This window comes from Nodosilinea sp. P-1105, assembly GCF_012911975.1.
GTDB lineage: Bacteria > Cyanobacteriota > Cyanobacteriia > Phormidesmidales > Phormidesmidaceae > Nodosilinea.
Genome location: NZ_SMDQ01000097.1, coordinates 1 through 14633 on the forward strand (window position 1 = coordinate 1; position 14633 = coordinate 14633).

Annotated in this window: 13 protein-coding genes; 6 read left to right on the forward strand and 7 right to left on the reverse strand. The window is 56.0% G+C overall.

The genetic code is table 11. From position 1 onward, the window contains the following. Positions 1 to 472: 472 nt before the first annotated feature. Positions 473 to 1084: a hypothetical protein gene (locus E1H13_RS24750; protein ID WP_206071021.1), complete on the reverse strand. Its 612-nt coding sequence runs from the start codon at positions 1082 to 1084 to the stop codon at positions 473 to 475. A gap of 284 nt (positions 1085 to 1368) precedes the next feature. Here E1H13_RS24750 and E1H13_RS24755 point away from each other — a divergent pair, with 284 nt between their 5' ends. Next, positions 1369 to 2265: a pirin family protein gene (locus tag E1H13_RS24755; protein ID WP_169617645.1), complete on the forward strand. Its 897-nt coding sequence runs from the start codon at positions 1369 to 1371 to the stop codon at positions 2263 to 2265. A 142-nt stretch (positions 2266 to 2407) separates the two neighbouring features. Continuing rightward, the gene (locus E1H13_RS24760; protein WP_169617646.1) at positions 2408 to 4876 is read left to right on the forward strand and encodes a ligase-associated DNA damage response DEXH box helicase; all 2469 of its coding nucleotides are present in this window, start codon (positions 2408 to 2410) and stop codon (positions 4874 to 4876) included. A gap of 18 nt (positions 4877 to 4894) precedes the next feature. Here E1H13_RS24760 and E1H13_RS24765 read toward each other — a convergent pair whose 3' ends face one another. Then, entirely contained in the window at positions 4895 to 5416 is a 522-nt protein-coding gene (locus tag E1H13_RS24765) for an NAD(P)H-dependent oxidoreductase (protein ID WP_169617647.1), read from the reverse strand. Between the two features lie 167 nt (positions 5417 to 5583). Next, positions 5584 to 6132 (reverse strand): Uma2 family endonuclease, encoded by a 549-nt coding sequence (locus E1H13_RS24770; RefSeq protein ID WP_169617648.1) that lies wholly within the window; start codon positions 6130 to 6132, stop codon positions 5584 to 5586. 146 nt (positions 6133 to 6278) lie between these two features. On the opposite strand from E1H13_RS24770, the gene E1H13_RS24775 reads away from it, so the two are divergent. Both E1H13_RS24775 and E1H13_RS24780 read left to right on the forward strand, forming a co-directional pair. Next, positions 6279 to 6683: an HI0074 family nucleotidyltransferase substrate-binding subunit gene (locus tag E1H13_RS24775; protein WP_169617649.1), complete on the forward strand. Its 405-nt coding sequence runs from the start codon at positions 6279 to 6281 to the stop codon at positions 6681 to 6683. A gap of 2 nt (positions 6684 to 6685) precedes the next feature. After that, positions 6686 to 7006, forward strand: a complete 321-nt coding sequence (locus E1H13_RS24780; RefSeq protein WP_169617650.1) for a nucleotidyltransferase domain-containing protein — start codon at positions 6686 to 6688, stop codon at positions 7004 to 7006. Here the strand turns inward: E1H13_RS24780 and E1H13_RS24785 are convergent. Further along, positions 6993 to 8390 (reverse strand): IctB family putative bicarbonate transporter, encoded by a 1398-nt coding sequence (locus E1H13_RS24785; RefSeq protein WP_169617651.1) that lies wholly within the window; start codon positions 8388 to 8390, stop codon positions 6993 to 6995. The genes E1H13_RS24780 and E1H13_RS24785 overlap by 14 nt on opposite strands. Before the next feature lie 334 nt (positions 8391 to 8724). Between E1H13_RS24785 and E1H13_RS24790 the strand changes: the two genes are divergently transcribed. After that, positions 8725 to 9900, forward strand: coding sequence for a transaldolase (locus E1H13_RS24790; RefSeq protein ID WP_347404220.1), 1176 nt, complete (start codon positions 8725 to 8727; stop codon positions 9898 to 9900). A gap of 73 nt (positions 9901 to 9973) precedes the next feature. Here E1H13_RS24790 and E1H13_RS24795 read toward each other — a convergent pair whose 3' ends face one another. Further along, positions 9974 to 10537 carry a hypothetical protein gene (locus E1H13_RS24795; RefSeq protein WP_169617653.1) on the reverse strand — a complete coding sequence of 188 codons (564 nt, stop codon included), beginning with the start codon at positions 10535 to 10537 and terminating at the stop codon, positions 9974 to 9976. A gap of 72 nt (positions 10538 to 10609) precedes the next feature. Between E1H13_RS24795 and E1H13_RS24800 the strand changes: the two genes are divergently transcribed. Continuing rightward, on the forward strand, positions 10610 to 11593 hold the full coding sequence (locus E1H13_RS24800; protein WP_206071023.1) for a hypothetical protein: 984 nt from the start codon (positions 10610 to 10612) through the stop codon (positions 11591 to 11593). A 48-nt stretch (positions 11594 to 11641) separates the two neighbouring features. Here E1H13_RS24800 and E1H13_RS24805 read toward each other — a convergent pair whose 3' ends face one another. Continuing rightward, positions 11642 to 13303 carry a hypothetical protein gene (locus tag E1H13_RS24805; RefSeq protein ID WP_169617654.1) on the reverse strand — a complete coding sequence of 554 codons (1662 nt, stop codon included), beginning with the start codon at positions 13301 to 13303 and terminating at the stop codon, positions 11642 to 11644. 140 nt (positions 13304 to 13443) lie between these two features. Next, positions 13444 to 14331 (reverse strand): glycine--tRNA ligase subunit alpha, encoded by an 888-nt coding sequence (glyQ, locus tag E1H13_RS24810; protein ID WP_169617655.1) that lies wholly within the window; start codon positions 14329 to 14331, stop codon positions 13444 to 13446. Positions 14332 to 14633 lie beyond the last annotated feature (302 nt).

Genomic DNA, 14633 nt, shown 5'->3' on the forward strand with positions numbered 1-14633 from the left:
TGACGTCGGCTATTCCTAGCGCTGTACTACCCGCCAAAATAGTTGTCGTCACCCGCCAAAGTAATTGTCATCTAATAATTTGGTGAGTGGCAAGCCTAAGGAGATTTCTGAGCAAGACAATTCCGCTTGTTGTCAGCGATCGTGGCTTTCGTAGGGTGGGCTTTGCCAGCCCTGTCAAGGTGAGGCAGATTTAGGGGGCGATCCCTCGGATTGGCCGCTGAGCCAAGGACTAGAAGTCCAAGGCTCAAAGCCGAAATCCTCTGAAGAGGATTGGGAGCCGAGTTCCCCAGTCTGCTTTAGCAGACTTTTGCGGTGAGCCAGGGAGTTTACTCCCTGGTGGTTGTGGCCGCAGCCCCGCAGCCCCAGGGGTTTTCGGGAAAAGTACCGCCACCTTGACAGGGGTGGGTGGGCTTTGCCCACCACTCGGTAGAACGTTTCCTAGAAGTTACCTAAGCGATCGCGATCCGTCCTTTTAAGGGCAGGCAATCGATGTGATGTTGCTGCCGACCCCTCCCTGACCGCTGCGAGCAATCCAGCCGGTTCGATTGGCGATCGCCACTTCCAGCCAAATCCGGCCAAAGTCGGGGGCACCGCCGGGGGAGGTGCGCTGGGTGGGTGGGTTAGTACTGGCCACAATCGTGCTGCCGGGGCTATAGCTACCGACCAGCGGTGCACTGGAGGTGGGGGTCGCTCTCACATTCAGGGCTGAGTCGGCCCGGAAGCAGGCCCGAGCTGCGGGGGGAGGGGAAACAGTACCACAGGTGGTTAAATTGGCCGCATTTACCCAGCCCACGGGTTGGATGGGGGATAGGTCGCTGCCAGCCAGAAAGACCTGGGCTCGTCCCTGTTGCAGCACACCGGTCAAGCGCACCTGTGTCCCCGCCCCCAGGGTGCCAATCCGATTACTGGTTGGCCCTAGAGTTGTATTGTCGAAGACTTCAGTGGTGCGATTAAACTGGCGGCAGGCTCGAATCAAGGCTGGATTTTCCGTCAGGTTGAATCGGACGTCCGCGAACTGCTGGGCTAAGCCCGCTGTACTGGCTAAAGGCACCGTCGATAGGGCGGCTGCAACCCCCAGTGCCATGCTCCGCACCACTCTTGTCTGCATAGATGCTCCTTGCCAATAGGTTGTAAAGAGGTTTTGCCTGGCTGGCGCTGATCACAGCCGCTAAGGCTCAAGCGTATCCTACCATTGAGGGCTGGCTGGCTGGCCTGGCTGTCATATTGCGTAGCGTTTATTACTTCGAGATGGCCACGGGTCGAAGGCCTCAGGAAACCCTAAAAGCGCTTGAAGGCTCCACCGAGGACGGTTGAGATTCGTTACCTTAGAAAGGTGACTTTTACTCTGATTCTGTCCCCCTTGCCGCCATGCCTATCCTGAACCAGCCCAGTACAGCCAAAACCCTGCAAACGATCCAACGCCCCCAGGGTCGCCACTGGGTGGGGGATGGTTTCCCGGTGCGCACCTTGTTTGTTTATTCTGGTATGGGAGACCTGCTCAGTCCGTTTCTGATGCTGGACTACGCTGGCCCGGCCGAGTTTCCCCCCACAACGGCCCGTCGGGGGGTGGGTGAGCATCCCCACCGGGGGTTTGAGACGGTCACCATTGTCTATGACGGAGAAGTCGAGCACCGCGACTCTGCGGGGGGTGGCGGCATCATTGGTCCTGGGGATGTGCAGTGGATGACCGCTGCGGCTGGGCTGGTGCACGAAGAATTTCACGGCCCCAACTTTGCCCAGCAGGGGGGACCCTTCCAGATGGCGCAACTGTGGGTGAACCTGCCTGCCAAAGATAAAATGGCCCCACCCCGCTACCAGGGCATTACCAAAGCTCAGATCCCAGTGGTGACCTTGCCCGACGGTCAGGGAAGCCTGCGGGTGATTGCCGGATCCTATGCTGGGGCGCAAGGGCCTGCCGAGACCTTTAGCCCGATTCAGGTGTGGGATGCTCGCCTGGGGGCGGGGCACCAAGTGGCCCTAGAGGTGCCTGAAGCTTACACGACGCTGGTGGTGGTGCTGCAGGGGGCTGTGCGCGTGGGAAATTCTGAGCCCATTGCGGAGGCAGAGGTGGGAATTTGCGATCGCGCTGGCAACACCCTGGTTCTCGACTGTCTCCAAGATACGACGGCATTGATCCTCTGTGGCCAGCCCCTGGATGAACCGATCGTTGGCCATGGACCGTTTGTGATGAATACCACCGAGGAAATTTATCAGGCCATGGTGGATTATCAAAGCGGTAAAATGGGAGCCCTGGCTCCTCAGTAATTCTCCTTATTCTGTCGCGAGATTCTGTTGCGGGGGGCAGGGGAGAGTGATCGCGTCCGTTTACGCCCAGCCGGGCGAGAATCTACCCCCTGCTTTGAAGCCATTGGCTAGACATCGACTAACCCAATTTTGAGTCTGTTTTGTGACGGCTGATCCCCGCCTTGCTCCCATCCTGAACTACTTCAAGACGCGGGGTTGGCAACCCCTGCTGTTTCAGGCCGAAACCTGGGCCGCCTACCTGGGGGGGCGCAGTGGACTGGTGCAGGTCCCCACTGGCTCTGGCAAAACCTATGCCGCCGTCATGGGCGCGATCGCTGAAATGTTGGCCCAGCCCACCGCAGGCTTACAGCTCCTCTACATCACCCCCCTGCGCGCCCTATCCCGGGATATTGAGCAGGCGATCAAAAACCCCATCGAGGCCATGGGCTGGAACCTAACGGTGGAATCGCGCACGGGAGATACTAGCTCCTCCCGCAAAACCAAGCAGCTGAAGCAGATGCCCCAGATCCTGATCACCACCCCAGAATCCCTGGCGGTGATGCTGTCCTATAAAGGCAGCGCCAAGCGGTTTGGCCAGCTGCGAGCGGTGATTCTAGACGAGTGGCACGAGCTGATGAGTTCCAAGCGGGGCACCCAAGCGGAGTTATGTGTAGCCCATCTGCGATCGCTGCAACCTAAGCTGCGAACCTGGGCGCTTTCCGCCACCCTGGGCAACCTGGAAGAAGCGGCCCAAACTGCCGTAGGCTTGGGCACCGAGCCGGTGATCATTCGCTCTAACCTAAAGCGGGACACGGTGATCACCAGCATTCGCCCCGACTCGGTAGACACCTTTCCCTGGGCCGGACACCTGGGTCTACGGTTGTTTGAAACCCTGGTGGAAGCGCTGGATCTAGAAAAATCCACCCTGATTTTTACCAACACCCGCAACCAGGCCGAACGCTGGTACCAGGCCCTGAGGTTTGCCCTGCCAGACTATGAAAGCCGCCTTGCCCTGCACCATGGATCGATTGATGTCAAAGAACGAGAAGCGATCGAGGCCGGGGTGAAAACGGGTGACATCAAGTGGGTGGTCTGTACCTCCTCCCTGGATTTGGGGATCGACTTCCAGCCCGTGGAGCGGGTGGTCCAGATCGGCAGCGCCAAAAACCTGGCCCGACTGTTGCAGCGGGCCGGACGCAGTGCCCATGTGCCGGAGGGTACCGCAGAGGTATTCTTTTTGCCCACCAACGCCTTGGAACTGCTGGAAATTGCCGCCTTTCGCCGGGGGCTGGACCTGGGGGATATGGAAACCCGCCGCCCCCAGCCCAAACCCTACGACGTGCTGGTGCAACACCTGGTTACCCTGGCCTGTGGCGATGGCTTTGCTCCCCATAGTACCCTGGCTACCCTGCGCCAAACCCTGGCCTATCGGCACCTGACTGAGGACGAATACCAGTGGGTGCTGGACTTTATTGAGAAAGGTGGTCAGTGCCTGGGGGCCTATCCCCGCTACAAAAAGGTGGTGCTAGACCAGGGCCTGTATACCATCAGCGATGCCAAACTGGCCCGCACCCACCGCATGGGCATTGGCACCATTACCAGCAACACGCCGATCAAACTGGTCTACACCAACCGTAAACCCATTGGTACCGTGGAAGAATCCTTTGTGTCGCGGCTGAAAAAAGGGGACGTATTCTTCTTCGCCGGACGACAGCTGGAATATTTCCAACTGAAAGATATGGTGCTGTACGTGAAAAGCACCCGCAAACAATCCACCGTTACCCCCACCTGGGGCGGCGGCCAGTTGGCCATCTCCGACACCCTCAGCCACCACCTGCGCCACGAAATCGAAGCGGCGCGATTTTTTTCCGGTGAGGCCGCGCCAACCCAGTTCGGTGGCAGCAGCGAGGATTGTCCCGCCACCGAAATCCGCACCATCGCCCCGATCCTGGCTGCCCAACAGCGCCTATCCACCCTGCCCAGCGCCGACGAACTGCTGATCGAAAGCTGCAAAACCCGCGAAGGCCACCACCTCTACGTCTTTCCCCTCGAAGGTCGCTTCGTCCACGAAGGGCTCGGCTTTCTCTGGGGCTACCGCTTCGCCAAACAAAAAAACGCCACCTTCACCATTTCCGTCAATGACTACGGCTTTGAAATCCTGGGTCCCAAGGGCTATCCCTACCAGGACCTATTCTCCATGGCCTTCTTCAGCCTCGATCACCTGGAAGACGACATTCGCGCCAGCCTGAATATCTCAGAACTCACCCAGCGCAAATTTCGCGGCATTGCCCAGGTGGCCGGGCTGGTGTTTAAGGGCTATCCCGGCTCCCGCAAAACCTCCAGCCAGCTCCAGGTCAGCACCTCGTTGCTCTACGACGTGTTTACCAAGTACGAGCCCGATAACCTGCTGCTAAAGCAGGCGGAGCGGGAAGTGCTGCAAGACCAGCTGGAAACCCAGCGCCTGGCCAAAACCCTCAGCCGCCTCGATCAGCGCGCTGTGGTCTGGCATGACACCAAACGCCCCTCCCCCCTGGCCTTTCCCCTGCTGGTGGAGCGGCTGAACTCCCGTATGTCCAACGAAACCCTGCTGGAGCGCATCCAGCGGATGAAGGACCAGTGGGACCAGCGATAGCCGCGACCAGCCGTTACCCTAAACGGCAGCAGGTACCCCGGCATAGGCCGGTTCGATTTCGGCTAACTGGCTGACCACCGCCGCGATCGCATCGGGGTTAGCATCCTTCTGGCTGTTGGCCAGCACCTCTCGCCCGATCACATTGCAGCCCAGGTGAGACAGCTGCTGCCGCATGGCCAGTCCCACCTTTTGGCCACCGCCGCCGCTGTGGCTGCCCAACGCCACTGGCCGACCATTGAATAGCGCCCGAAAGTCTGAGCTGCTGACCGATAGCCACGCGATCGCATTACTCACCACCGGCGGAATCGAGCCATTGTATTCCGGGGCGCAGATCACCAACCCCTTGTGCTGCTTGAGTGCCTGTTCCAGTTTGGCCAGCCCAGGCCCCACGCTGTCGCCGCCCATCACCGAGTCGTACAGCGGAATTTGCAGGTCGGGTAAGGCGATCAGGTCTGTAGACAGGCCCTGACGGGTAGCTTCAGCGGCAAAGGCCTCGGCCAGGGCCAAGTTGTTGCCCTTGGTTGCAGAAAGAATCAGCATGGCGATCAAAAATTAACGATAATTTACAAACGGTCTTGCCTTCAATCTAGCATTGCCACGGCTGGCACAACCTCTCTAAGGATCGACTTAGCCTGTCAAGATCCCCGGGTTCTGCTGGTGACTATTCCAAAATTGGGCTGATAGGTCAAAGAACCCGGGGATCTACCCTAGCTAAATAAGCGACGCACCTGGACCTGTAGGTTCTCAAACGCAGGCAGAGACAGATCTCCCTGGCGGAGGGTTAACTCTGTCTGGTACTGTCCTTTGGCTAGGTCACGAAATACCTTCAACTGGCTGTGCTGCAAATCCACCACCCAGTATTCCTGAATGCCAGCTTTAGCGTAAGCCTCTTTTTTTTCGCCCAGGTCTTTTGCCAGGGTGGTATTGGCGTATTCAATTAGCCAAAAAATATCTTCTGGGTAGGGATGGTGGTCCAGGTATCGCTCTAGGGGAGGCTGCACGATCGCCACATCGGGGATGGGTTCCGAGTCATTGGGTAATGTGATCGGCTTGGTTTCTCGCACCGCTGCCCGCTGGCCCAAAAGCTGACGGAGATAGTCTGCGCCCATGCTGCTGTAGCAGGCGTGGGGTTCCCGTTCTGGAGCCATAACGACAATATCTCCCCGCAATAGCTCGACGGCTTGGTCCTCAAACACCCCGGCGTCGATGGCGCTGTGGTAGCGGTCTAGGGTCCACTTGTAGAGAGCAACGGCCATAGTGCCTCCTGCATAGTGCTTCCGGGTTGGGCTGACCTGTTTCAGGCTCTAATCAACCCTAGCAGATGGCGGTTGTCCAAACCTGAGGGGTAACGGCAGGGTAAACGTCGTATGCTTTAAATGACCGTAGAGCCTAGGAAAGACTCGTGGATCCTGATATTCGCTGGGTGCAGCGATTCGCCAATTTTGAGCGGAGCTTTTTGCTGCTGTCCAGGGCGCTGCAGATTGAAAGCCCCTCTGTCGTAGAACGGGCGGGGTTGATTCAGTTCTTCGAGCTGGCCTTTGAACTGGCCTGGAAACTGCTGAAGGACTACCAAGAACTGGAAGGGTTTATGGTGAAGACCCCTCGGGAAACCATCAAGCAAGCCTATCAAGCTGAGCTGATTATCCGGGGCCATGACTGGATGAAGGCCCTACAAGACCGCAACCTGATGGCTCATACTTATAACGAGCAGACGGCGATCGCGGTGGAAGCCAGCATCCGCAATGATTATTTCCCTCTGTTGGCGGACCTGTACAGCACCTTCAAAGCCAAACTGGAAGCCTTGTAATCATGCCTTATGGCTTGCTCGATAGCGATCTCCAGCACATTGCGGATGCTATTCAGACGTTTGACCAGATTGCGGAAGTGGTGCTGTTCGGCTCCCGCGCCAAGGGCAACTATAAACCCGGGTCTGACGTGGATTTGGCAATCAAGGGCGATCGCGTTACCCCCCGCACCGTTGCCGCCCTGGCCGATTGTCTCAATGAAGAGAAGCCCTTGCCCTACTTTTTTGACATGGTGCATTACGACAGTCTCGATTGCGCTCAACTCAAAGACCACATCGATCGCGTCGGCATCGTGATTTTTCCCAGCCCCTTCAGCGCAGCTTAAACGATCGCTGCTGGGGCATGCCCTGCAGGCTCCCGTAATAGCTGGCCACGATCGCGATCGCCATCCACCACAGGGTACTAATCTGGGGCCGATACATCACCGTATCGGCAATGCCCTGGCCCAAAATGCCCGCCACCGAGGCGATTGCCCCCATCAACCAATAGCCCTGAATTGCCTGGGTTTCTCGCAGCTTTTGGAGTTGGGTCCAACCCTGCTGAAAAATCATCAGCATTAGCCAAAGAAAGGCCAAAAGACCCACAATTCCCCCTTCCACCAGCACTTCCAAAAACACCGAGTAAGCACTCAGGGCCGTGTAGCGGGGGCGCTGGTAAAAGGGATACACCTGGTTAAAGGCATCATTGCCGGGGCCGATGCCTAGAATCGGGCGATCGCGAATCATATCAACCACCGCAGCCCACACATTGATTCGAAAGTTGTTGCTGCTGTCGGCCCGGCCCACGAACATACTCAGCACCCGAGCCCGCAGCGTCCCCACCGACAGCACCCCCAGCACCAGTAGGGCCGCCGTTCCCCCCAGCAAAACGGGCAGAGCCCATCGCCGCCAAAACGGTGTAAACCAAATGCTCCAGTACTCTACCACCAGGGTCAGCAGCACAAACCCGGCAATCAAAAAGCCCACCCAGCCCCCCCGGCTGAGGGTCAGAATCAAGCACAGGGTATTGATCCCCGTCGCTAGCAACGCTAAGACCTTAGGCAACCAGCGGGGCCAGGCAAACACCGCCGCCGCACTAAACATCACGGCTGGAATCAAATACCCGGCCAGCAAGTTAGGATTGCCCAAAAAACTATAAACCCTGGTGGCATCGGCCAGGGCAGACTCCGCATCCATCCAGGTGGCTAACGCCGTGACCCCAAAAAAGTACTGCCGCAACCCAAAGACTGACACCGGCAGCGAGGTCAGAATATACGACAAAATCAATAGACTCCGGGCTCTGGGGTGACGGGCCACCCGGGCGATCAGCAAAAACAGCAAAATATTCAGGGTGAGCTTAATCAACCCACTCAGGGCCGCCCCCCGTACCGGAGATACCGCCGTCGCCAGCACCATCACCCCCCAGTACACCGCCACTCCAATGTGGACTGGGGTCAAGCCAACACCTGCCTCGTCAGTAACCGTCAGCAGCAGCCACAGGGCTGCCGCCGCCAGCATCAGTACCCCAATCAGGGTGGTTGAAACATAAGGAGCCAAAGCATACAGCACCACCACAATGGCCAGGCCAATCCAGTCGGCCCACTGCAATAACCAACTACCCTGGCGCCACCGCCGCAGCGGGGCCAGCAGCCAGTGCAAAAGGCTCACCTGTCGCCACTGGTCAAAACTGAAATTTGCCAGCGTTAGCTGTTGCCAAAAGGAAGTCAGCATAGCCTGTCGGATCGCTCCCCAGTAAATCCTTCCTATCATGCCAAGGTTTGGCCAAACTGTGTCAACAGATAGTAGTCGGCCATGGGGAAAGCCAGCTTGGGTGACGATTGCCAGCTGGCCCTAAGGGGTACGGTCCAGGTCCTTTGCCCATCCTGGGGCCAAGTTGTAACCCAGCAACGCGCCTAAACGTTAAAAAAACGTTTAGGAAAGAATAGTTTCGCGTTGGCAACAAAATCTTTTGTAATCCTTTAGTACCCTCCCTTAAGGGTAGATGACGCCCTCTGATCCTCTGCTTACAATGTAAACAGCCTTGCCCCCTTAGCTTCAGGAGAAAATTATGGCCAGCCTGCTAGAGCAACTTCGACAAATGACCGTAGTGGTCGCTGATACCGGTGATATCCAGGCCATCGAACAATTCACCCCAAGAGACGCTACCACCAACCCGTCTCTAATTACGGCGGCGGCGCAAATGCCCCAGTACTACGAAATTGTTGACGATACCCTACTCAAAGCCAAGGCCGATGCCGGGTCTGGGGCGTCAGAGAAAGATATTGCTAATCTGGCCTTTAAACGATTGGCAGTGTCCTTTGGCCGCAAAATCCTCGACATTATCCCTGGCCGAGTGTCCACCGAAGTGGATGCCCGCTTGTCCTACGATACTGAAGGTACGATCGCCACAGCCCGCGAAATTATTCAGCAGTACGACGAATTTGGCATTTCTCCCGAGCGGGTACTGATTAAAGTGGCGTCTACCTGGGAAGGCATCAAAGCCGCCGAAGTCCTAGAGAAAGAAGGCATCCACTGTAATCTCACCCTTTTGTTTGGCCTCCATCAGGCGATCGCCTGCGCCGAAGCCGGGGTGACGCTGATTTCTCCCTTTGTGGGGCGCATCCTCGACTGGTACAAAAAAGATACCGGTCGTGACGAGTATCCTTCCCACGAAGATCCTGGGGTGCTTTCTGTGACTGAGATCTACAACTATTACAAGAAGTTTGGCTACAACACTGAGGTGATGGGAGCTAGCTTCCGTAATATTGGCGAAATTACCGAGTTGGCTGGCTGCGATCTATTGACCATTTCGCCAAAACTGTTAGCCCAACTGGATGAAACCCAAGCCGATCTGCCCCGAAAGCTAGATCCGGATAAAGCCTCATCCATGGAGATCAAAAAGCTCTCCGTCGATGAATCTACCTTCCGGTCTATGCATGACCAAGATCCCATGGCCAAAGAAAAGCTAGACGAAGGCATCAAAGGCTTCAGCAAAGCCCTAGAAGCCCTGGAAGATCTGCTGGCTGGCCGTCTCACCGAACTGTCTCAGGGAGAACAGATGGTCACCCATGCCCGCGATGATCTATTCAAAGCCTACGACCTGGATGGGGATGGGTTTATCACCCGTGAAGAATGGCTCGGCACCGATGCCGTCTTCGACGCCCTCGATCTGGATCATGATGGTAAACTCTCCCCCCAAGAAATTGGTGCTGGCCTAGGAGCCACCTTCCAACAGGCCTAGACAGTTGCCTGTGGGCATCGGGTCAGTAGATTAGATGTCCATAGGCGAGTAAAAGCCCCGTCAGTGCTGCTGCTTAGCCACTGGCCCAAGCCTGCATCCATAGCTGTATCAAGCCGATTGCAACTTGGACCAGAGTAAATCCCACCCCAGCCATCACCATTGCCCTAGCCAAACTAAGGTTCAGCCCCTGGCGTACCGCCACGATCGCTGCCAGCAAACTCCATCCCGCCAGCCCTAGCCGCAGGGGCGGCCCAAACAGCGGGATGACCGTCAAAAACCCTAGCACTTGAGGCGTGTAGGCAAACCCCACCGGAGCCAGCAGCTCCTGATAAGCCGGGGTGCGGGTTTTGAGGCGAGCATTAATTTGCCAAATGGTGTAGGTCCACAGATAGTAACCGACCACCACACTCAGCGTGTTTATCACCAGCCCTAGTCCCAGCTTTAGCAGCCCAGGTTGGTAGATCACCAAAATAAAACTACTACCTATGCCATGGGAGATGGCGGCTAACCAAACTATCACCGGAGCCAACCGTTCTGTCTTGGCATCCTTATGAGCATCCTCATAGAAATCTTGATCAAGGGTTAGGGCTTCCCACAGTACTGACCCAACCCACTTGGGCGAAGATTGTTGATCCACCGTCTAGGCAACTCCATGCCGCTAAAATCGTTGTAATCTTACCCCAACACCATCTTTCCCTAAATCTGTGCCATGAAACCCTTGCTCCAGACGTTGTCGACCCGTGCCGTCGGCGATACCGGCAAGCTGCTCGGTACGTTAGGCTTGTTTTTTATGGCCTGGGGCACTGTGGCCCCGATTAGCACCCTGTCTTGGTGGGTTCAATCTGGCAATGGTCTGGCCAACCAGCAGCCCGATCTTAGCCAGGATGCTACGGCCCCTGCCCCTGCTTGCTACATCGTCTTTCTCACTGGGGTAGGTGATGTGGCGGCCCAAGAGTTGGCCGATGGCGAAGCGGCTTTCTTAGATCGACTAGAAGCAGAACTGCCGGCCTGTGTGGTGGTGCGAGACGTGTTTCCCTACTCTGCCGTTAGCGAAGACATTGGCGGTCAACCCCTATTTAGCTGGCTCTGGCAAACCAGCCAAGAAAATGATGACAGCGCCGTTGACCCGGCTGGCATTGTGTTGCAAATGCGTAACCTCTGGCGGGTAGCCCTGTCTGCCGACGGTCGTTATGGCCAAGCCTACAATCGAGGCACCGCGTCCACCATTGTGGAACGGATGCACGACACTCATCCTGTACCCAAAGACCTGGATGACCCCTTTCAACTGGTGTTGATCGGTACCAGCGGCGGCGCCCAGGTGGCGCTTGGTGCTGTCGAGCACCTCAAAGCATGGCTCCCCGCTGAACTCACGGTCATTTCCATGGGGGGTGTTTTTGATGGCCGCAGTGGCTTCGACCATGCCAGGCAGGTCTACCATTACCATGGCTCAGAGGACTTGGTCGACAACGTCGGTAGCATTATTTTTCCATCCCGTTGGCGCTGGACCTGGGCCTCCTCCTTCAACCAGGCCCGCCGTGCCGATCGCTACCAGGCAATACCCAGCGGCCCCCACGAACACGACGGCGATCGCGGCTACTTTGGCCAAAACCCCATCGATGATGGGAATCAGACCTATCTAGATATCACTATCGATGAACTGTTACAGCTTCCTCTTTGGGAACAGCTACAGTAGCCAAAAGACAGTCGCCATAAAATCGAGTAACCTCAAGCCGTGCCAGTCCTATGGGTTGAGCCGCCCTAGAGTATTGATTAACCAGTGGGCTCCTCGGTTAAACCAATGTTCAATCAACGTATCTGGGCCGCCCCAAGCAGGCACCCAGCCCCCAATACGAGTCAAACTATCGTAAAGAATGAACTGCGCCATCGGATCGCCAGGCTTTTCGGTGGCCGAATACATCATTTGGCAAGGGTAAGCCGCCGTACTCATAAACGGGATAAACCCAACCCCAAAGGCAACCCAGGGGATGGATTGTCCTTTGAAAGCCGCTTCCCCTATGCGCAATAGAGTATACAGCTGACGAATAATTAAACCCCCACTCACCATCAACAGGGCCAGTATCACTCCATTAATTAGGCCGAAACCATACAGGATAGGCAAGAGCGCATACCGTACAGCTTTAATTGGCAGCTTTAAGGCCAAATGTACACAAAAATCATTTAGATAATCACTACTCTTCGTAGCCTCAAGGCGCTGACGCAGGCGTTGGGCTTCAGCTGGACTCAGTTGTTCCCGGTCTTGCCAAGCCTGAACTCGGCTGATGACATAGCGCCGGGCCAGATGTAAGCGATAACGATGGGACATGCAGGACCGCCACAGTAAACTTAGCAGGTGACCATAATGGACCCGCCGTAAACGGTTCCAAACAGTGTGGGGAAAGCTAATCAGGACTTTCGTTAGCCCTACCTGGGCCAAGCGAGTCAGTTCCTGGCTATACCACCGCCACGGATGAGCCAGGGCGGCGGCGGCGGCAACTGCGGTTAAGCGCCCTTTCGCGACGTGGTACTGAATGCTGCTAGCCAATCGGCTCAGGGTTTTCCACCGCACTTGGTGGTGGGCAAGATGTCTGGCGTTATCCACTAAAAGCCAGTAGGCTTCTGCGCCCAACGTGGCTATCAAAGTAAGACGCTGGTCGGTTAAGTAACGCTGTAGTCGAGGAATATCTACATCATCAAACAGAGCCTGTCTGCGCCGTAGGGCTTGGGGCAAATAAAACCGAAACAGCGTCAGTAGGTTTAGCGGAAAAAGCGCTGGCACCCCTGATTCCAGGTCAATCCAGGCAAAGTGGCAGGCCTTACTCTTATCATCTGTTAGCAAAAAATTATTTAAAGCCGAAGGATTGCCCTTGCCCACCTGCCACAGTAGCCCATCAAAACCAGACTGCTGCAAGTGCTGCTGCAAAGGCTCCATGATGCCGTGAACTTGTTGGGGTAACTCGCGATCGCGCTCTGATCGAAACGGCTGGCACAAGGCGACTGGTCGACCTGCTATAAACTCAGTGTCTAGGTAAAAGGCCCGACTAGCCTGATCCCAACCGCTGCCTAGGGCCTTGGATACCCGCAGTTGGTCACCAAACCAAACCTTAACCAAATCAGCCAGAATATTGCGCCGATAGTAAGCACAGATCACGGCATCTTGGTTCCAAATGTAGGGGTTAGGAGCCCCAAAAAATATATAGTGCACCAGATGGGTAGCGGCCTCACCAAAAAATACTTTGCGGGCAATATGGGCTGATTCACCGCTCAGGCGATAAACCCGTCCTGATCGCCCAGCCCCTAGCAGGGTTCGGCCAGACCCAGCGTCAGCATCCTCTCGAGATCGGAGCGTTAGTCCTGGGCGACGCTGCTGAACAAAAGGCTTCTTTCCCCAAGGGATAACTGTCATCAATAACTCCACAGACTGGCTAAGGCTGGATAGATGGCTATCCATTGGTTGGTAACCAGCACCGTAGCCTAGCTAGAGGAGGCTTAGCCTCTGGCTTCAGCATTAATTGACTTACGTCAAAGGACAGATTTTGACACTTTCTAAGCCACGCTTTCCGCCTGATGGCCAAGCAATGGAAATCCTAAGGCTTGCCGCTGGTCTAAGTAAAGCTGTGCCACCCGCCGGGCCAGCCCCCGCACCTGGCGAATATAGCGAGTCCGTTCTGTTACCGAGATCACCCCCCGGGCATCCAATAAATTAAAAGCATGGGAGCACTTCAACACATAGTCGTAACTGGGTAGTACCAGCCCTCGATCCATCAACTGCTCTGCCTCCTGCTGATACAACTCAAACAGCTTAAACAGCAACTCTGGATTCGAGGCCTCAAAGTTATAGGTCGAGTTCTCGATCTCCGCCTGCATATAGATATCACCGTAGGTCAGCTGATCATTCCACCGGATTTTGGCGATCGCATCCACCTCCTGCAAATACATCGTCAACCGCTCTAATCCATAGGTCAGTTCAATAGACACCGGACGGCAGTCGATTCCGCCACACTGCTGAAAGTAGGTGAACTGGGTAATCTCCATGCCGTCCAACCACACTTCCCAGCCCACACCCCAGGCGCCCACCGCCGCATCTTCCCAGTTATCCTCCACAAACCGAATGTCATGGTCTTCTGGTTTGATCCCCAGGGCCCGTAGCGACTCTATATATATGTCCTGAATATCACTAGGGGATGGCTTAATCAGCACCTGGTATTGGAAATAATGCTGATAGCGATTTGGGTTCTCCCCATAGCGGCCATCGGCCGGGCGACGGCAGGGCTCCGCATAGGCCACCGACCATGGTTCCGGCCCCAGCGCCCTGAGAAATGTATGAGGACTCTTTGTCCCTGCCCCCTTCTCCGTATCGTAGGGCTGCACAACCACACAGCCCTGCTTGGCCCAAAAGTCATTCAGTGTCGCAATCACAGACTGAAAATGCACGATTCCCCCTGGGCTTTAACCCAAACTCTTCTCTCTAACCTCTAATAGTATTCACCAGAGCTGCCCCTATAACCGAAAGCTGACCCTGAGAGTTGACCTGTGATGCAATACTGTTCGGATAAGGTTCAGGTTGGTATTAGGATCGAGACATTAAGTTGGGGTCGAACCGTTCCCCTCCCCCGATGGGAGGGTTTTCGGGCGGGGAATTTTGCCCGAGGCTTTTTCCTTAACGGGTGACAACGTACCTAGAGAGCTTGCTGCATCAGGGATAGAGCATAGAAACCTCGCTGAAAATAGAGTTG

Bases quoted from the DNA above. Each gene is read 5' to 3' on its own strand.
- E1H13_RS24805 (WP_169617654.1), bottom strand. From the start codon at position 13,303: ATGACAGTTATCCCTTGGGGAAAGAAGCCTTTTGTTCAGCAGCGTCGC.
- E1H13_RS24765 (WP_169617647.1), bottom strand. From the start codon at position 5,416: ATGCTGATTCTTTCTGCAACCAAGGGCAACAACTTGGCCCTGGCCGAG.
- E1H13_RS24750 (WP_206071021.1), bottom strand. From the start codon at position 1,084: ATGGCACTGGGGGTTGCAGCCGCCCTATCGACGGTGCCTTTAGCCAGT.
- E1H13_RS24800 (WP_206071023.1), top strand. From the start codon at position 10,610: ATGAAACCCTTGCTCCAGACGTTGTCGACCCGTGCCGTCGGCGATACC.
- E1H13_RS24755 (WP_169617645.1), top strand. From the start codon at position 1,369: ATGCCTATCCTGAACCAGCCCAGTACAGCCAAAACCCTGCAAACGATC.
- E1H13_RS24785 (WP_169617651.1), bottom strand. From the start codon at position 8,390: ATGCTGACTTCCTTTTGGCAACAGCTAACGCTGGCAAATTTCAGTTTT.
- E1H13_RS24780 (WP_169617650.1), top strand. From the start codon at position 6,686: ATGCCTTATGGCTTGCTCGATAGCGATCTCCAGCACATTGCGGATGCT.
- E1H13_RS24770 (WP_169617648.1), bottom strand. From the start codon at position 6,132: ATGGCCGTTGCTCTCTACAAGTGGACCCTAGACCGCTACCACAGCGCC.